Below are 16,551 nucleotides of genomic sequence, written 5' to 3' on the forward strand. Positions count from 1 at the left end.
TCGAGCGCGCGCTCACGACCGCATCCGCAGCCCGCGCGGCGTCGCCGAGAAGCCGTGCTCCTGGAGCGCCGTGCCGAGCGGGGTGCCCAGGATGAACCCGCCGTTCACCTTCTCGATCGCGAGCTTCGCGACCCCGCCGCGCCGCACGATCCCGCCGAGCGACTCGGCCGCCGCGCGGATCACCGCCTCGTCGTCGTCGAAGAGCAGCACGGTCTTGCCGCCGCGCTCCACGTAGAGCACGAGCTCGCCGTCGACCAGCACCACGAGCGCGCCCGCCTTGCGGCCCGCGCGGTGCCCGGTGGGGCGCTCGCCGCGCGCGTCGACGCTGCCGGACTCCGCGACGGTGGGCGACGCGTCGGCGGATCCCGCGTCGCCGGCCGCCTCCGTGCCGGCGCCCGTGCCCGCGCCGCCGTCCCCGTCGGGCGACGACCCGTCGAGCCGCGGCCAGGGCAGCGCCGCGCCGTACGCGTTCGCCGGATCCGTGGCCGCGAGCGTCAGCGCGTTCAGCGGCCGCTCGCCCGCGTCCGGATCCCGCGTGAACCCGCGCAGCCGATCCACCGTGCCGCCCGTGGAGAACTGCGCGGCGCCCAGCGTCTCGATGAAGTACCCGCGGCGCGCGCGTCCGGTGTCCTCGAAGCCCGCGAGCACCTTGTACGTGAGCGCGAACCCGCCGGGCACGCGCTCGGTCATGACGGATCCGCGCGTGACCACGCCGTACCGCTCCAGCAGCAGCTCGGCCGTGCCCGCGGCGCGCACGGTGGCGTCGGTCTCGGCGAGCGGCACGATCGACCAGCGCCCGGCCGCCGTCGAGGGCCCGGTGCGCGTGGGCATGTCGGGCCGCGGCATCCGCCCGCCCCGGTACATGCGCCCGCGCGGCGCCCGCTGCGGCGTCTTGTGCGCGGTGGATCCGCCGGCGAGCAGCGCCCGCAGCGGCGAGAGCGTGTCGTTCGTGACGAGGCCCGCCCACACGAGGTCCCACAGCGCGGTGACGAGCGCCTTGTCGTCCGTGGATCCGACGGCGTCGCTCAGCTGCCGGAAGAAGTAGCCGCCGCCCGTGCCGAGCGTGGTGAGGATCTCGCGCTGCAGCTCGTCGGTGTCGTGCGCGTCGGGCTCGGGCAGCGTGAGCGCGACCTGGTCGGCGAGGTGCAGGCTGACCCAGCCGTCGGCGCCCGCGAGCGTGCCGGCGCCCGACCAGATGACCTCGCCCGTCGACGTGAGCTCGTCGAGGAAGGCCGGCGTGTAGTCGCGCACGCGCGCCGGCAGCACGAGCGTCTCCCACGCGGAGGCGGGCACGGGCGCGCCCGCGAGCTGCTCGATGACCTGCAGCACGCCGTCGACCCCGCGGAGCCCGCGCTCGCGATCCGCGCCGGCCACGTGCTGCCACGCCGGCAGGAAGCGCGCGAACGCGGCCCGCTCGACCGGCTCGACCTCGCTGCGGAGCGCCGCGAGCGAGCGGCTGCGCAGGCGCCGCAGCACCTCGACGTCGCACCACTCGCTGCCGGACGCGCCCGGCCGGAACTCGCCCTCGACGACGCGCCGCTGGGCGCCGAGCCGGGCGAGCGTGTCGGCGATGACCGCGGATCCGAGGCCGATGCCCGAGGCCGCGTCCGCGATGGTGAACGGCCCATGCGTGCGGGCGTACCGGCCGACGAGGTCGCCCAGCGGATCGGCGACCGGCTCGACGAACGCGAGCGGCGTGCCGATGGGCAGCGGCACCCCGAGGGCGTCGCGCAGCCGGCTCGCGTCCTCGATGGCGGCCACGCGCGGCCTGCCGCCGAACGAGACGCGGAGCGCGCGCTTGCCCGCGACGAGCGCGTCGAGGTGGTCGGCGGCGGAGCCCGCCTCCTCGGGCTCGAGCCGCGCCGCGACCTCGTCGGCGTCGAGCGGGCCGAGGATCCGCAGCAGATCCGCCACGCCCTCCAGCCCCTTCGCGCGGCGGTCGGGCGTGAGCCGCTGCAGCTCCAGCTCCGTGCGCGCGATGACGGCCGGATCCAGCAGCTCGCGCAGCTCCGCCCGCCCCAGCAGCTCGGACAACAGGCCCGCGTCGAGCGAGAGCGCGGCGGCCCGGCGCTCGGCGAGCGGGCTGTCGCCCTCGTACATGAACGCGCCGACGTAGCTGAACAGGAGGCTGCGCGCGAAGGGCGACGCGTCTTCCGTGGTGGTCTCGACGATCGTGATCCGCCGCGCCTCGATGTCCTTCGCGAGCGACGTGAGCGCGGGCAGGTCGTAGACGTCCTGCAGCACCTCGCGCACCGTCTCGAGCACGATCGGGAAGGCGGGGAACTTCCGCGCCACGTCGAGCAGCTGCGACGCGCGCTGGCGCTGCTGCCACAGCGGCGAGCGGCGGCCGGGGTTGTAGCGCGGCAGCAGGAGCGCGCGGGCGGCGCACTCGCGGAACCGCGACGCGAACAGGGCGGAACCGCCCACCTCGCGCGTGACGATCGCGTCGAGCTCGTCGGGCTCGAACACGAAGAGGTCGGCCCCCGGCGGCTCGCCGTCCGTCTCGGGGATGCGCACCACGATGCCGTCGTCGTTGGCCATGGTCGCGCCGTCGATGCCGTACAGCTCGGTGACCCGCGCCCCGACCGCGAGCGCCCACGGCGCGTGCACCTGCATCCCGTACGGGGAGTGCAGCACCACGCGCCAGTCGCCGAGCTCGTCGCGGAACCGCTCGACCACGAGGGTGCGGTCGTTCGGCACGTGGCCGGTGGCCTTCCTCTGGTCGTCGAGGAACGCGAGGAGGTTGTTCACGGCGCGGTCGTCGAGGCCCACGCGGCCGGCCCTCGCGCGGGCGTCGTCCGCGGCGGATCCGGACAGCTCCCGCACGAACGCCCCGATGGCGCGCCCCAGCTCGAGCGGCCGGCCGAGCCCGTCGCCCTTCCAGAACGGCAGCTTCCCCGGCTCGCCGAACGCGGGCGTCACGAGCACGCGGTCGTGCGTGATCTCCTGGATCCGCCAGCTCGTGGCCCCCAGCGCGAACACGTCGCCGACGCGCGACTCGTAGACCATCTCCTCGTCGAGCTCGCCCACGCGCGACGCCTTCTCGCCGACCATGAACACGCCGAACAGGCCGCGGTCGGGGATGGTGCCGCCGGAGGTGACCGCGAGCCGCTGCGCGCCCGGACGCCCCTCGATGGTGCCCTCGTCGCGATCCCACACGATGCGGGGCCGCAGCTCGGTGAACTCGTCGGACGGGTACCGGCCGCTCAGGAGGTCGAGCGTGGCCTCGTACGCGGAGCGCGGCAGGGTCGCGAACGGCGCGCTCCGCCGCACGATGTCGAACCATTCCTCGACGCCGAGCGGCTCGAGCGCCACGGCCGCGACGGTCTGCTGCGCGAGCACGTCGAGCGGGTTCGCGGGCACGCGCAGCGACTCGATCTGCCCGCTCGCCATGCGCTCGGCGGCGACGGCCGAGTGGATGAGGTCGGCCCGGTGCTTGGGGAAGATGACGCCGCGCGAGACCTCGCCCACCTGGTGCCCGGCGCGGCCGACGCGCTGCAGCCCGCTCGCGACCGACGGCGGCGCCTCGACCTGCACGACGAGGTCGACGTCGCCCATGTCGATGCCGAGCTCGAGGCTCGAGGTGGCGACCACGCAGCGCAGGCGCCCTGACTTCAGGTCGTCCTCGATGAGGGCGCGCTGCTCCTTCGAGACGGATCCGTGGTGCGCCTTGGCGAGCACGGGATCCGCCCCCTCGGTGCTCCCGGCCTGCGCCATGACCTCCGCGGGCGGTCGGGCGGGCGCGCGGCGCGTGGCGGAGAAGGCGGTGGCGTCGACGGGCCGCGACGACCCGGATCCGGCCGCGGCGCCCGCGAGCACGGGAACGGCGTCGGCCTCCGCGCCGGCCGTCGCCGACCCGCCCGCGATCGCCCGCCCCTCGGCGTCGATCCGCCCGCCCTCGATGCGTCCCGTGTAGATCTCGTTGAGCCGCGCCGTGAGCCGCTCCGCCAGCCGCCTGCTGTTCGTGAAGACGATGGACGACGTGTGCTGGAGCACGAGGTCGACGATGCCCTCCTCCACGTGCGGCCAGATGGATCCCTGCTGCGGAGCGTCGCCCTGCGCCGCCGACCCCTCGAGCGGCGCCGTGGTGCCGAGCTCGGTCATGTCGTCGACCGGCACGATGACCCGCAGGTCGAACTCCTTGGTGTTCTTCGGCGACACGATCGAGACGGGCGAGCGCCCGCCGAGGAACCGCGCCACCTCCTCGGGAGGTCGCACGGTGGCGGACAGCCCGATGCGCTGGGCCGGCTTCTCGAGCAGCGCGTCGAGCCGCTCGAGCGAGAGCGCGAGGTGGCTGCCGCGCTTGGTTGCCGCGACCGCGTGCACCTCGTCGACGATGATCGTCTCGACCCCCGCGAGCGTCTCGCGCGCGGCGGACGTGAGCATGAGGAACAGCGACTCGGGCGTGGTGATGAGGATGTCCGGCGGCGTCTTCGCGAGCGAGCGCCGGTCGGCCGCCGGGGTGTCGCCGGAGCGCACGCCCACCGTGACCTCGGGCGGCTCGGCCCCCAGCCGCTTCGCCGTCTGCACGATGCCCACGAGCGGCGACCGGAGGTTGCGCTCCACGTCGACCGCGAGCGCCTTGAGCGGCGAGACGTAGAGGACGCGCGTGCGCCGCATCGGATCCTCCGGCGCGGGCCGCGAGGCGAGCCGGTCGATCGACCACAAGAACGCCGCGAGCGTCTTGCCGGATCCGGTGGGCGCCACGACGAGCGCGTGCGACCCCCTCTGCACGGCCTCCCACGCGCCGGTCTGCGCCGCGGTGGGGCCGGGGAACGCGCCCTGGAACCACTCCCGGGTGGCCGGGGAGAAGCGCGCGAGGACGGGATCCATCTGCTCATCCTCCTCCGGACCCCCGACGATCGGCCGGGCCCGGCGCTCGCCGGACGATCTCGCCGCTGGCCCGGGCGGGCGTCAGCCCGCGTGCTCCCGGATGAACGTCGACACGTCGCGCAGCTCGGCGGCGGAGACGGAGTGCGGCAGGTCCTCGTAGATCCGCTCGGTGAGGGCCGTGTGGTCGCCGATCCACGCGGCCGTGCGCGCGACGGCGGCATCCGGGATCACCTGGTCGGCCGTGCCGCGGCCCCAGAACACCGGCGTCGGGGAGGCCTGGAGCGCCGGATCGCCCGCGTGCTCGCCGCGCACCGAGAACCCGCTGAGCTGCACCGCGTACGAGAACCGTCCGGGCGCGAGCCGCAGCAGCTGGAGCGCGGTCGCGCCGCCCTGGCTGAACCCGAGGAGCCCCACCGAGCGCGGCCGCACGGGCAGCGCGTCGAGCCAGTCGAGCACGCCCTGCGCGGCGGCGTCGGCGGCGTCGGGATCCGGGTCGCCGGTGGATCCGGGCACGATCGGGAACCACGCGAATCCGCCCTGCAGCGCGATCGGCGCCCGCAGCGACGCGACCACCGGCCCGAGCGGCAGGTACGGCGACAGCCCGAAGAGGTCGCCCTCGTGGGATCCGTAGCCGTGCAGCAGCACGAGCAGCGGCCGGTCGCCGAGCTCGGCGGGCGAGGCCGACCAGAGGACGGCGTCGGGATCCAGCGGGAGAGCGGTCACGGTGTCCTCTTCGGGGGAGCGGGTCGGCGGGCGCGCCCATCCTCGCACCCGCCCCCGGCAGCCGGTCCGCGCGCCGGGTGGTCGCCGCGCTCCGGCCGTGGGTCACAATGGACCATGACCGTTCGCACCCCGGACCCGAACATCCCCGACCCGAACTCCGGCTGGCTGTCGGACGTGGAGCTGGCGCAGATCCGGCAGCGGCTGCCCCTCCTCTACGTGGAGGCCGTGCCCGTGCGGGTCGACGGCATGGGCCAGGTCAAGGACATCGGCGTGCTGCTGCGCGCCACGGTCACCGGGCAGATGACGCGCATGCTCGTCTCCGGCCGCGTCATGTACGGCGAGACCCTGCGCGACGCGCTCTTCCGCCACCTCGAGAAGGACCTCGGGCCGATGGCGTTCCCGCAGCTCCCCGCGAGCCCGACGCCGTTCTCGGTCGCCGAGTACTTCCCGTTCCCCGGCGCGAGCCCGTACACCGACGACCGGCAGCACGCCGTGTCGCTCGCCTACGTGGTGCCGGTGACGGGCACGTGCGATCCGCGCCAGGACGCGCTCGAGATCACGTGGATGACGCCCGAGGAAGCCGCGTCCGACGCGGTCTCCGCCGACATGGAGGGCGGTCGCGGCGCACTGCTCCGCGCGGCCCTCGCCTCGGTGGGCGTGCTGCCCTAGTAGCGTCGCGTCGGCAGGGATGCGGCGGGCACGGACCGCGGCCTCCCGGATCAGACGGCGGAGGCCCGCTCCGCGAACTGCGGCGGCTCGAGGTAGTGCCGGCGGAGGTCCTCGAAGGCCTGGCTCGCGCCCGCGCCGACGCCGTAGCAGCGCTGCACGTGCAGGCCGTCCATGGCCGAGAGCACGACGGCGGCCGCCGCCTCCGGGTCGAGGTGCGGGTCGATGAGGCCGCGCGCCTGGTCGACGACGACGCCCGCCGTGATGCGCTCGAGCTCGCGGGCGCGGCGCTCGCGGAACAGCTCGTGCAGCGGGTGGCCGGCGGCCGAGGCCTCCGACGAGACGACGGCGATGACGCGCGTGAGGCACGCGCTCTGCTCCCCGTCGGCGATGACCACGGCCGCGTGCTCCGCGACGCTGCGCGGGCGGTGCAGCTCGATGGCGGCGGCGAGGCGCTCCTCGCGGCGCTCGAGCACGGCGAGCAGCAGCTCCTCCTTGCCGCTGAAGTGGTGCAGCAGGCCGGCGGGCGTGATCTCCGCCCGGGACGCGATCTCCCGCAGCGAGCTGCTGCGGTAGCCCTGCTCGGCGAACACCTCGATGGCGGTGCGGATGAGGAGCTCCCTGCGCTCCACGCCCTTGCGGTACGGGCCACGGGTGGCGAGGGCGGCGCGAGTCATTGGCTCACCGTAACCGGATGCCGCCGGGCGACCGCGCGACCATCAACAGGCACTGCCTCAGCTGTGGGGACTCGGGGCACGGACGCGTCGTCGTGTGTCTCTCCGGGGACGACGGAGGGCCCCCGTCCGTGGACGGGGGCCCTCGATGTCATGCCAGCGCGCGGTGCGCGCCGCGCGGTCTAGCGGCCGCTGGAGACGCGGCGGTGCGTGCGCTCGCGGCCGCCGGCCGCGGCGCCGCCGGACGCCGCGGGGCGCTCCTGGCGGGGGCGGGCGGAGGCGACGGACGTGCCGCCGCCGAAGCCCTCGGACGAGGTGCTGAAGTTGCGGGGCGCGCCTCCGCGCTGACCGCCCGATGCGCCGTCGCGGCGACCGGGCGAGGCGCCGTCGCGGCGACCGCCGCCGACGGGCGCGCCGTCGCGGGCCGCGCGCTTGCGCTGCGCGTTGGCGCCCTGCGAGCGTCCGCCGCCGTTCGCGCGGCCGCCCTGCGACTGGCGCTGGGTGGACTCGCGCACCGACTTCGTCTCGCGCGGCGCGGGCTTCACGTACGCCGCGACGGCGCCCGTCAGCTCGGCGACGGCGGGGGAGGACTCGGTGACCTGCTGCGGCGTGACGTGGATGTCGGCCTTGCGCATCAGGAGCTGCACGTCCTTGCGCTGCGCCGGCAGCATGATCGTGACGACGTCTCCCGCGGAGCCCGCGCGCGCCGTGCGGCCCGAGCGGTGCAGGTACGCCTTGTGCTCGGCCGGCGGGTCGACGTGGATCACGAGCTCGATGTCGTCGACGTGCACGCCGCGCGCCGCGACGTCGGTGGCCACGAGGACCTTGACGTCGCCCGCGGAGAACGCGGCCAGGTTGCGGTCGCGGGCGACCTGCGAGAGGTTGCCGTGCAGGTCCACCGACGGGATGCCCGCGTCGGTGAGCTGCTTCGCGAGCTTCTTGGCGTGGTGCTTGGTGCGCATGAAGAGGATGCGGCGGCCGGAGCCCGAGGCGAGCTTCTGCACGAGGAGGCGCTTGGCCTCGACGTCGGTCGTCTCGAACACGTGGTGCGTCATGGCGGCGACGGGCGAGTTCGCCTCGTCGACGGAGTGCAGCACCTGGTCGTGCAGGTAGCGGCGCACGAGCTTGTCCACGCCGTTGTCGAGCGTGGCGGAGAAGAGCATGCGCTGGCCGGTGTTCGGGGTCTTGTCGAGGATCCGCGTGACGACGGGCAGGAAGCCCAGGTCGGCCATGTGGTCGGCCTCGTCGAGGACGGTGATCTCCACGGCGTCGAGGTTCACGAAGCCCTGCTTCATGAGGTCCTCGAGGCGGCCGGGGCAGGCCACGACCACGTCGACGCCGGCCTTGAGGGCCGCGACCTGGCGCTGCTGCGAGACGCCGCCGAAGATCGTCGTGGTGGTGAGGTTGTAGGCCTCCGCGAGCGGCGCCATGGCGGCGGTGATCTGCGTGGCGAGCTCGCGGGTCGGCGCGAGGATGAGGCCCAGCGGGCGGCCCGGACGACGACGGCCGCCGGCGAGGCCGCCGCCGAGGCGCGCGATCATCGGGATGGCGAACGCCAACGTCTTGCCGGAGCCCGTCTTGCCACGGCCGAGCACGTCGCGGCCGTTCAGGGTGTCGGGGAGCGTGTCCACCTGGATGGGGAACGGCGTCGTGATGCCGTTCGCCGTGAGGGCGGAGACGAGGGGGGCGGGCACGCCGAGCGCGCCGAAGGTGTCAGTGGTCATGCGGGGGAGTTGCCTTCCAGGCAGGGGTCCGCCCCGGTGTGCGTTCTCGGGATGTGCGTGAGGCGCACGGAAGCGGAGGATGGCGAAGGCGCCGATGGGCGCATCCGTTCGCCGTAAGAAAGATGTCACTCGGCCCCGTCGGCCTGTGCGGCGATCTGATCGGGGTGAGGAGGGAACGCGTTCTCTCGACGCAGGGAGCACGGTGATGTGCTCGCAAGTCCTGACACCGTAGCAGGTCAGGCCGGGGAGAAGCCCATCTCGCCCACGGGGACCTCGAACCCGAGCACGTTGCCGGCCGGCGCGAGGGGGCAGGCCCAGGCCGGGTCGTAGGCGCACGACGGGTTGTAGGCGAAGTTGAGGTCCACCACGATCGAGCCGGGCTCGCCCTGGCCGAGGTCGGATCCCTTCACCGTGTCGAGCAGGTAGCGGCCGCCCCCGTAGGTGCCGCCCTCGCGCCGGTGCGACGCGTCCTTCACGGGCAGGTGCAGGCCGCCGCCGTAGCTCGCGAGGCGCCAGACGTCGAGGCTGCCGGCGTCGCGGCCGTCGGCGGCGGGGAGGTGCACGGATCCGAGCAGCTCGAACGGCACGACGCCGTCGGTGCCCGTCTCCACCTCGTGGCGCTCCTCGCCACGGTCATCGTGGATCTCCAGCTCGAACCGCCACGCCGGGTCGTAGTCCGTGACGTCCAGCCGGTCGAAGCCGTCGAGGTGGTCGGGCAGGAGCGGCGTGGCCGGGTGGCTGCGGAACATGTCGTCGCGCGTGCGGCGCCAGAGCGCGTGGGCGGCGGCGGGATCCGTCTGCGCGACCCAGCGCACCTCCGCGTACATCTCGAAGGTGCGGCGGCGCCAGTCGGCGACGTGGAGGGAGGTGACGGCGGAGGGCATGCGCCCACCGTACGCGTCGGGTCGCGCTGGACGCCGGAGGGCGGCGTGGGCCGTCAGCGGGCGGACAGGCCCGCGTCGTCGGCCGGGGCGTCGTCCTCGTCGGATCCGGCCGCCGGCTCCCAGTCGTACGCCCAGGTCGGCGCGAGCTGGCGCAGGCGGAACGCGCGCCACTGCCAGAAGGCCCAGAAGGTCGGCCACATCGCGGGGCCCAGGAGGCCGGCCTCGAACTCGAGCTGGTCGCGGAAGAGGGTCTTGACGCGACCGTCGGCGTCGGGGCCCGCGGGATCCGCCGAGACGGCCATGCTGTGCCGCATGCTCGTGGGGATCGACATGAGCCCGGAGAGCCCGTGGCCGTCGTCGCGCACGATGCGCACCCCGTCGACGCGCGGCTTCATGTCGCGGAGGCGGATGCTCTGGCGGCCGGCGGTGATCGGCCCGGTCTGCATCGCGGCGACGTGCTCGCGGCCGTCCCAGCTCGTGGGGAAGCCGCCGTCCTCGAGCGGCACGAAGTCGACGAGCGGGCCCGCGACCTCCCGCATCACGGCGGGCGAGTGGAGCGCGCGCCAGGCGGCGTCGGGATCGCAGTCGAGGATGGTCTTCAGCAGCACGCGCATGACCCCAGTGTGCTCCGCGCGGCTGGGCGCGCCCGGCGTCCGGCCGCCGTGGGACAGGATGGGACGGACATGATCAGGTACTGGGTGGGCGTCGTCTCGCGCGACCGCGTGCTCGACGGCCTGGACCTCGGCATCGCGCAGGTCAACCGCGGCGCCCGCGAGCCCGTCGAGCGGCTCGGCGAGGCCGACGGCTTCGTCTACTACTCGCCGCGCGAGTCGTACCCCGACGGGCAGCTCCTCCGCTCGTTCACCGCGATCGGCCGCGTCGCCGACGCCGCGCCCTACCAGGGCCGGGTGGGCGAGTGGCGGCCGTGGCGCCGGCGCATGGAGTGGGACCTCGGCGCGGTCGACGCGCCCATCCGCCCGCTCGTCCCCGTGCTCGACTTCACGCGCGACTCCCTCGAGTGGGGCAGGAAGCTCGCGCCGGGGCTCCTCGAGATCACGCGCGACGACTTCGAGGTGATCCGCCAGGCCATGCGCCGCGGGGCGCCCGAGCCGTCGCGGCGCGTCATCCGCGGAGGGTCCGGCCCGTGGACGCCCGTAGCATCGGATCGTGACCTCCACCGCTGACGCCGCGCACCCCGACCCGTCGACGCAGGCCCGCTACCAGGTCCGGCTCGACGGCGGCGTGGCCGGCGCCCGCCGCATCGCCGCCGGAGCCGACGTCATCGTCTGGGTCGACGCCCTGCCCTCCGTCCCGCCGCCCACCGCGGCCCGCCGCGACGAGGTCCTCGCGACCATGCCCGCCCGGCCCGCCGTGGTGAGCGCCGGCCTCGCGGACGCGGCCGCCGTCGCCGACTGGATCCTCGCCCTCCAGACCGCGCTCGGCCGCCGCGCGTTCGTGGCCGTCGTCGCCGCGGGTACCGTGGAGGCCGACGGATCCTGGCGCGCCTGCGCCGAGGACCAGCTCGCCGCCGGCGCCGTGGTCGACGCGCTCGCCGCCCTCGGGATCGACGCGACGTCGCCCGAGGCCGCCGTCGCGTGCGCCGCGTACCAGCAGCTCCGGCCGGCCGTCGGGCACCTCGTGACCGCGAGCGTCTCCGCGCGCCGGCTCGACGCCGCCGGGCACGACGGGCTGGTCGCCGCGGCGCTCGCCGCGGGTCCGGTCGACGTGGTCGTGCACCGCCTCCACCGCGACGCGTGAGCCCGCGCGGCGACAGCGCGCCATCAGCCCGGCATCCGCTCGCCGTCCGCCCGGAATGGGCGCCCAGGAGCGCGTGTTCCCCTGGGCATCAGGCGCCGCACCGTCACGACGCCACGGAACCGGAAGGTCATCACATGAAGGCACTCATCAACGGCGTCACCGTCGCCGAGGCCCCGAAGGACGAGCTCATCGAGATCGAGGGCAACTGGTACTTCCCGCCCGCGAGCGTCGACATGTCGCTCCTCGCGGAGACCAGCACGCCGTACCACTGCCCGTGGAAGGGCGACACGCAGTACTACTCCGTCAAGGACGGCGACACCGTGCTGCAGGACCGCGCCTGGTCGTACCCGACGCCCATCCCGTCGTCGTTCGACCGTGTCGGCAAGGACTACAGCGGCTACGTCGCGTTCTGGAAGGAGGTCCGCGTCAGCGAGTGACGCGGATCCGCGTGCACGGCCCGGGGGCTCAGGCTCCCGGGCCGTCGTCGTCCCCGGGAGCGGGCGCCGAGGCGGGACGCACGGGCGCCACGCGCGCCGGGATCCCCGTCCGCCGCTCCCGCAGCTGCCGGGCGCGATGGGCGCGCACCTTCGCGCGGTTGCCGCAGCGCCGCATCGAGCACCAGCGCCGGGTGCCCGACCGGGTGGTGTCGAGGTAGAGGACGGTGCAGTCGTCGGCCGAGCATCGGTGGATCCGCTCGGATCCCGCCCCGAACACCGCCACCGCGTCGCGCGCCGCCGACGCGAGCGCCTGCGCGGGCCGGGCGAGCGCGCGGCCGGCCTGGCGGGATCCGCCGCCGAGCGCCGGCGGAAGGTCGGGCGTGGCCGCGTAGAGGTTGAGCACGTCGACGTCGCGCGGCGCCGGCTCCCCGCCGTCCGCGATGGCGGCCGCGATGTCGCCGATGGCCTGCCGGAGCGTGCGGGCGTCCGCGAGGTCGCGCTCGCCGGGCTCCGAGACGGGCGCGAGGTGCGCGCTCAGCCACGCGCCGAGGGCCGCCGCGTCGGGCAGCGTCTCGCGCGGTTCCGGATCCCCGAGCGCGCCGGTGTAGGCGAGGTCGAGGCTCACGGCGCCCGTGTCGAGGAACCAGCGGAGGCCGTCCGGGTCGGTGATCCACTGGCCGGTGGGCCGGTCGGATCCCGGCGCGCGGCTCACGCGGCGCCCTCGCGCCGATCGGCGCCCGATGCCCGCGAGGCGGCCGCGCCCGACGGCACCTCGCGCTTCGTCCACGCGATGAGGTGCGCCGTGTCGAACCGCTTCGAGCACAGCCCGCAGGCGAGCGGCCGGGTCGGCTTCCGGTAGCGGAAGTGCGCGTGGCCGGCCGGGCACGCGCCCATCCACGGCGCCAGGTCCTCGGCGACCTGGCCCGAGTGCAGCCGTGAGCCCTCGTAGCCGAGCTCGGCGGCCGTCGCCTTCCACTTCGGCCCGTGCCCCGCGCGGGATCCGGCGAGCGCGTGCGCGACCTCGTGCAGCAGCACCTGGTGGATCTCGTCGTCCTCGAACCGCCCCGCGAGGTGCCGCGAGACCGTGATCCGCTTCTCGCCGTAGTGGCAGGCGCCCGCGCGCGTGCGGGCGTGGTCGAACGCGAACGTCCACGAGGGGTCGAGGTGGAGCGCGATGAGGGCCTCGGCCCACACGCGCACGCGGGCGAGGTCAGCCACGTCCGGCCGCCGTCGGCCGGGAGGCGAGCGGGCCCATCACGCGGGCTGGGCGGCGATGCGCTCCTTGGCGACGTCGATCGCGAGCGCCGAGCTCTCCAGCTGGTCGCTCGGGAGGCCCTCGCGCGTGCGGAGCGTGTACGCGTCCTCGAAGTCGCTGAGCGCGAGGCGGTAGTCGCCCCGGTCGAAGTGCACCTTGCCGCGGTGCTGCAGCGCGAACGCCTCCAGCGCGTACCACTCGTGCGCGCGGGCCTCGTCGACGCAGCCGCCGAGGTCCTGCAGCGCGATGTCGAGCTTGCCCTGGTACTGCTGCACCTGCGCGCGGCGGATGCGGCACGCGAGCAGCGTCTCCCGGTCGCCCGTGAAGCGCGCCTGGCGGACGGCCGCGTTCGCCATGTCCCACGCCTCGTCGAGCCGGCCGAGCATGCGCAGCAGCGCGACCTTCTCGGTGATGGCGGAGAGGCTGCGGAGGGCCTCGAGCTCGTCCAGGCGCTCGCCGGCCGCCCGCAGGTCCACCTTCTCCCGGAGGGTGTCCCTGTCGTAGCCGATGATGATCGCGGTGCCTGTCACGAGGTAGAGATTATCCCGCCTGGATCGGCATGAGCTCGACCCGGAGCAGCTTGTCGTCGCCCGCGCGCGGGGTCCCGCGGCCGTCGGTGTTGCCGGTGAGCATGCGCAGCGAGCCGTCGGGCGCGGCCTGCACGTCGCGGATCCGCCCGAACTCGCGCGTGTAGAACTCGGTCACGCGGTCGTCGGGGATGGGGTCGGTGACCACCGCGCTGGGCCGGATCACCCAGAGGCGCTGGCCGCCGAGGCCCGCCATGAAGATCGTGTCGCCGGAGATCGCGATGCCGCTCGGGCTCGCGTCGTCCGTGGCCCACTGGCGGACGGGGTCGATGTACGCGTCGTCGGCGGCGGCGTCCGTGGCGCCCTCCACGACCGGCCAGCCGTAGTTCCCGCCGGGCTCGATGAGGTTCAGCTCGTCCCAGGTGTCCTGGCCGAACTCCGCCGCCCAGAGGTTCCCCGCGGCGTCCCACGCGATCCCCTGCGGGTTGCGATGGCCCATCGAGTAGACGGGGGATCCCGGCGTCGGGTTGTCCGCGGGCCCCTGCCCGTCGGGCGTGAGCCGGAGGATCTTGCCCGCGAGCGAGATCGGGTCCTGCGCGGCGTCGCGGAGGTTCGCGTCGCCCGTGGTGGCGTAGAGCATGCCGTCGGGGCCGAACGCCATGCGGCCGCCGTTGTGGGTCGTGTCGCGGGGAATCCCCGTCACGACGTCCTCGCCCGCCCCGAGCCCGACCGATCCCGGCTCGCCCGTCACGTCCATGCGCACGATGCGGTTGTCGGTGGAGCTCGTGAAGTAGGCGTAGAGCTGGGTGCCGCCCTCGGCCTCGCGCACCGCGATCCCGAGCAGCCCGCCCTCGCCCTGCGGCCCCACGCCCGCGATCGTGCCCGCGACCCGCGTGGTGCCGTCGCCGAGCACCTCCACGATGCGCGACGTGTCGCGCTCGCTCACGAGCAGGGCTCCCGAGGGCAGCTCCGCGACGGACCACGGCGAGACGAGGTCGGACGCGACGGCGGTGGGCGTGCCCGACGGCGCGACGCCGACCGGGTCGGCGTCCGTGCTGGTGGGGGAGGGCGCGGGCGGCTCGGTCGCGCGCACGTCCACGGGCGAGCCGTCGTCGTTCGTGCAGCCCGTCAGCGCGACGAGGGCGGCGAACCCGAGCGCGGCGACGCGCGCCGGGCGGGTGCGGGAGCGGCGATTCATGGTGACTCCGGTGGTTCGGCGGGCCTCGATGCCCGGGGGAGGCCGGTCAGGGCTTCGTCTGGAAGATGCTGCGGGCGGGGGAGGGGGACGGGACGGCGGTCGCGTCGGTGACGACGGAGGCGCCCGCGATGAAGTCGGCGAGCTCGCGGCCCTCGACGACCTTCGCGGGATGCGGGCCGCCGGCGAGCAGGCGCGGCACGAAGTCGAGCGGCAGGGGCGTCGCGGACGCGGCGAACACGACGTTCCCGAAGCGCCGCCCCTTCAGCACCTGCGTCTCGGCGAGCGCGGCCACGTGCGGCAGCACGTCCTGGATCGTCGCGGCCTGGCCGCGGGCGAAGCGGAGCCCGTGGCCGTCGGCGACGTTGACCGTCATGATCCCGCCGGGCGCGAGGAACGCGGCGGCCTCCGCGTAGAAGTCGCGGCTCGTGATGTGGGCGGGCGTGCGGGCGCCGCTGAAGACGTCCACCACGACGAGGTCGACGGATCCGCGGAGCCCCTGCGGCAGCCGCCCCATGACCTCGCGCGCGTCGCCGTACCTCAGCCGGATGGAGGCCTTGCGCGACCAGGGGAGGTGCTCGCGCACCAGGTCCACGAGGTCCTGCTCGAGCTCGATGACCTGCTGGCGGGACCCGGGCCGGGTCGCCTCGACGTACCGCGGGATGGTGAGCGCGCCGGCGCCCAGGTGCAGCGCGGTGACGGGCTGGCCCGGGTCTCCGACGAGGTCGATGACGTGGCCCATGCGCTGCACGTACTCGAAGAACAGCTCGCCCGGGTCGTCCATGTTGACGTGCGACTGGGGCGTGCCGTCGACCACGAGCTGGTACGCGCCCGGCACGAAGCGATCGGGCTCGATGACGGCCCGGTGCCCGCTCAGGGACAGGACGGTCGACGGGTGCTCGGGCATCTCCTCAGCCTAGGCGTCCGCCCGGCGCCGGGGCCCGGCCGCCGGGCGTCCCGTCACCAGCCGCGCGAGCGCCACGCGGCGAGGGATCCGCGCTCCGCGCCGAGCGTCGTCGAGTCGCCGTGGCCGGGGTGCACGTGGGCGTCGTCGGGGAAGCGCGCGAAGATCCGCTCCTCCACGTCGTCGATCAGCTGCCGGAAGCGGTCGGCGTCGCCCTGCGTGTTCCCGACGCCGCCGGGGAAGAGCGAGTCGCCCGTGAGGAGGTGCGTGCTCCCGTCGCCCGGCTGCAGCACGAGCGCGACGCTGCCGGGCGTGTGCCCGCGGAGGGCGACGACCTCGAGCGTCACGCCCCCGAAGGCGACCCGGTCGCCGTGCGCGAGCCAACGGTCGGCGTCGACGGGCAGGTCGGCGGCGTCGGGGTCGCCCACGGCGGACGTCGCGTCGGTCGCGTCGAGCACGGCCGCGAGGGCGACGTGGTGGTCGGCGTGGCCGTGGGTGGTGACGACGACGGCGAGGCGGCCCACGGGATCCGGCTCCGCCACGAGGGCCAGCAGCCGGTCGACGTCGGCCGCCGCGTCGACGAGGAGGCGCTCGCCGGAGTCGAGGTCGGTGAGGAGGTACGCGTCGTTGTCCATGGGCCCGACGGAGGCCTTCCGGATCTCGACGTCGCCCGCCGTGTGCACGTGCGAGGGGCCGCCGGGGGACACGTGCCAGGATGCGCTCATGCCCCGACGCTACGCGGGCGGAGCGGTCGCGCGGCAGGGCAGCCGGGCGTTATACACCGAGACACGCCGAGGATGCAAGATTCCGCTGGACATGGCGCGTCGCGACCCGTATGGTGATCCTTTGCGCTCCCACTCCCTTTTGCCTTCATATTGCGGTCGGTCATCGTGTGCGCTCGGGTCCATCCCGAGCCCATCCCGCGAGGTGTGGCGAGCAACTCCATCAGGATCGGCACGGGTCACGTCCCG

16 protein-coding genes are annotated in these 16,551 nt (G+C 74.9%); 4 read left to right on the forward strand and 12 right to left on the reverse strand.

Annotated features, from left to right (window positions below; all coding sequences use genetic code 11):
• Positions 1 to 12: 12 nt before the first annotated feature.
• Positions 13 to 4,833 (reverse strand): ATP-dependent helicase, encoded by a 4,821-nt coding sequence (locus B5P21_RS03050; protein ID WP_094170752.1) that lies wholly within the window; start codon positions 4,831 to 4,833, stop codon positions 13 to 15.
• 81 nt (positions 4,834 to 4,914) lie between these two features.
• Positions 4,915 to 5,556, reverse strand: coding sequence for an alpha/beta hydrolase (locus tag B5P21_RS03055; RefSeq protein ID WP_045529669.1), 642 nt, complete (start codon positions 5,554 to 5,556; stop codon positions 4,915 to 4,917).
• Between the two features lie 114 nt (positions 5,557 to 5,670).
• Here B5P21_RS03055 and B5P21_RS03060 point away from each other — a divergent pair, with 114 nt between their 5' ends.
• Positions 5,671 to 6,225 carry an NUDIX hydrolase family protein gene (locus B5P21_RS03060; RefSeq protein ID WP_012039335.1) on the forward strand — a complete coding sequence of 185 codons (555 nt, stop codon included), beginning with the start codon at positions 5,671 to 5,673 and terminating at the stop codon, positions 6,223 to 6,225.
• Positions 6,226 to 6,275: 50 nt separating this feature from the next.
• Here the strand turns inward: B5P21_RS03060 and B5P21_RS03065 are convergent, their stop codons facing one another.
• From B5P21_RS03065 to B5P21_RS03080, 4 genes are all read right to left on the reverse strand, one after another.
• Positions 6,276 to 6,899, reverse strand: coding sequence for a TetR/AcrR family transcriptional regulator (locus tag B5P21_RS03065; RefSeq protein ID WP_045529667.1), 624 nt, complete (start codon positions 6,897 to 6,899; stop codon positions 6,276 to 6,278).
• Positions 6,900 to 7,078: 179 nt separating this feature from the next.
• Positions 7,079 to 8,620, reverse strand: a complete 1,542-nt coding sequence (locus B5P21_RS03070) for a DEAD/DEAH box helicase (RefSeq protein ID WP_165770601.1) — start codon at positions 8,618 to 8,620, stop codon at positions 7,079 to 7,081.
• 236 nt (positions 8,621 to 8,856) lie between these two features.
• A complete protein-coding gene (locus B5P21_RS03075; RefSeq protein ID WP_045529663.1) occupies positions 8,857 to 9,504 on the reverse strand; it encodes a DUF1684 domain-containing protein in 648 nt (215 codons plus the stop codon).
• 53 nt (positions 9,505 to 9,557) lie between these two features.
• Positions 9,558 to 10,118 carry a hypothetical protein gene (locus tag B5P21_RS03080; RefSeq protein ID WP_045529661.1) on the reverse strand — a complete coding sequence of 187 codons (561 nt, stop codon included), beginning with the start codon at positions 10,116 to 10,118 and terminating at the stop codon, positions 9,558 to 9,560.
• Between the two features lie 69 nt (positions 10,119 to 10,187).
• On the opposite strand from B5P21_RS03080, the gene B5P21_RS03085 reads away from it, so the two are divergent.
• The 3 genes from B5P21_RS03085 to B5P21_RS03095 all read left to right on the forward strand — a co-directional run bounded on the left by B5P21_RS03085 (position 10,188) and on the right by B5P21_RS03095 (position 11,699).
• Positions 10,188 to 10,688, forward strand: a complete 501-nt coding sequence (locus B5P21_RS03085; protein ID WP_045529659.1) for an EVE domain-containing protein — start codon at positions 10,188 to 10,190, stop codon at positions 10,686 to 10,688.
• Positions 10,672 to 11,262 (forward strand): 2-phosphosulfolactate phosphatase, encoded by a 591-nt coding sequence (locus B5P21_RS03090; protein WP_045529657.1) that lies wholly within the window; start codon positions 10,672 to 10,674, stop codon positions 11,260 to 11,262. The genes B5P21_RS03085 and B5P21_RS03090 overlap by 17 nt, the downstream gene beginning before the upstream one ends.
• 134 nt (positions 11,263 to 11,396) lie before the next feature.
• Complete coding sequence (locus B5P21_RS03095; protein WP_045529655.1) at positions 11,397 to 11,699, forward strand: DUF427 domain-containing protein; 303 nt, start codon at positions 11,397 to 11,399, stop codon at positions 11,697 to 11,699.
• Positions 11,700 to 11,727: 28 nt separating this feature from the next.
• Here the strand turns inward: B5P21_RS03095 and B5P21_RS03100 are convergent, their stop codons facing one another.
• The 6 genes from B5P21_RS03100 to B5P21_RS03125 are packed head-to-tail and all read right to left on the reverse strand — an operon-like array spanning position 11,728 to position 16,305.
• Positions 11,728 to 12,411, reverse strand: a complete 684-nt coding sequence (locus B5P21_RS03100) for a CGNR zinc finger domain-containing protein (RefSeq protein ID WP_045529654.1) — start codon at positions 12,409 to 12,411, stop codon at positions 11,728 to 11,730.
• On the reverse strand, positions 12,408 to 12,917 hold the full coding sequence (locus B5P21_RS03105) for a SprT-like domain-containing protein (RefSeq protein WP_094170753.1): 510 nt from the start codon (positions 12,915 to 12,917) through the stop codon (positions 12,408 to 12,410). Before B5P21_RS03105 ends, B5P21_RS03100 begins: the two co-directional genes overlap by 4 nt.
• Positions 12,918 to 12,953: 36 nt before the next feature.
• Entirely contained in the window at positions 12,954 to 13,484 is a 531-nt protein-coding gene (locus B5P21_RS03110; RefSeq protein ID WP_043561078.1) for a hypothetical protein, read from the reverse strand.
• A gap of 10 nt (positions 13,485 to 13,494) precedes the next feature.
• Positions 13,495 to 14,679: a PQQ-dependent sugar dehydrogenase gene (locus B5P21_RS03115; protein ID WP_045529648.1), complete on the reverse strand. Its 1,185-nt coding sequence runs from the start codon at positions 14,677 to 14,679 to the stop codon at positions 13,495 to 13,497.
• 46 nt (positions 14,680 to 14,725) lie between these two features.
• A complete protein-coding gene (locus tag B5P21_RS03120) occupies positions 14,726 to 15,583 on the reverse strand; it encodes a spermidine synthase (protein ID WP_045529646.1) in 858 nt (285 codons plus the stop codon).
• Positions 15,584 to 15,636: 53 nt separating this feature from the next.
• A complete protein-coding gene (locus B5P21_RS03125; RefSeq protein WP_094170754.1) occupies positions 15,637 to 16,305 on the reverse strand; it encodes an MBL fold metallo-hydrolase in 669 nt (222 codons plus the stop codon).
• Positions 16,306 to 16,551 lie beyond the last annotated feature (246 nt).

It is taken from the genome of Clavibacter michiganensis subsp. insidiosus, assembly GCF_002240565.1.
Lineage (GTDB): Bacteria > Actinomycetota > Actinomycetes > Actinomycetales > Microbacteriaceae > Clavibacter > Clavibacter insidiosus.

Bases quoted from the DNA above. Each gene is read 5' to 3' on its own strand.
- B5P21_RS03075 (WP_045529663.1), bottom strand. From the start codon at position 9,504: ATGCCCTCCGCCGTCACCTCCCTCCACGTCGCCGACTGGCGCCGCCGC.
- B5P21_RS03050 (WP_094170752.1), bottom strand. From the start codon at position 4,833: ATGGATCCCGTCCTCGCGCGCTTCTCCCCGGCCACCCGGGAGTGGTTC.
- B5P21_RS03115 (WP_045529648.1), bottom strand. From the start codon at position 14,679: ATGAATCGCCGCTCCCGCACCCGCCCGGCGCGCGTCGCCGCGCTCGGG.
- B5P21_RS03060 (WP_012039335.1), top strand. From the start codon at position 5,671: ATGACCGTTCGCACCCCGGACCCGAACATCCCCGACCCGAACTCCGGC.
- B5P21_RS03080 (WP_045529661.1), bottom strand. From the start codon at position 10,118: ATGCGCGTGCTGCTGAAGACCATCCTCGACTGCGATCCCGACGCCGCC.
- B5P21_RS03120 (WP_045529646.1), bottom strand. From the start codon at position 15,583: ATGCCCGAGCACCCGTCGACCGTCCTGTCCCTGAGCGGGCACCGGGCC.
- B5P21_RS03065 (WP_045529667.1), bottom strand. From the start codon at position 6,899: ATGACTCGCGCCGCCCTCGCCACCCGTGGCCCGTACCGCAAGGGCGTG.
- B5P21_RS03125 (WP_094170754.1), bottom strand. From the start codon at position 16,305: ATGAGCGCATCCTGGCACGTGTCCCCCGGCGGCCCCTCGCACGTGCAC.
- B5P21_RS03095 (WP_045529655.1), top strand. From the start codon at position 11,397: ATGAAGGCACTCATCAACGGCGTCACCGTCGCCGAGGCCCCGAAGGAC.
- B5P21_RS03085 (WP_045529659.1), top strand. From the start codon at position 10,188: ATGATCAGGTACTGGGTGGGCGTCGTCTCGCGCGACCGCGTGCTCGAC.
- B5P21_RS03070 (WP_165770601.1), bottom strand. From the start codon at position 8,620: ATGACCACTGACACCTTCGGCGCGCTCGGCGTGCCCGCCCCCCTCGTC.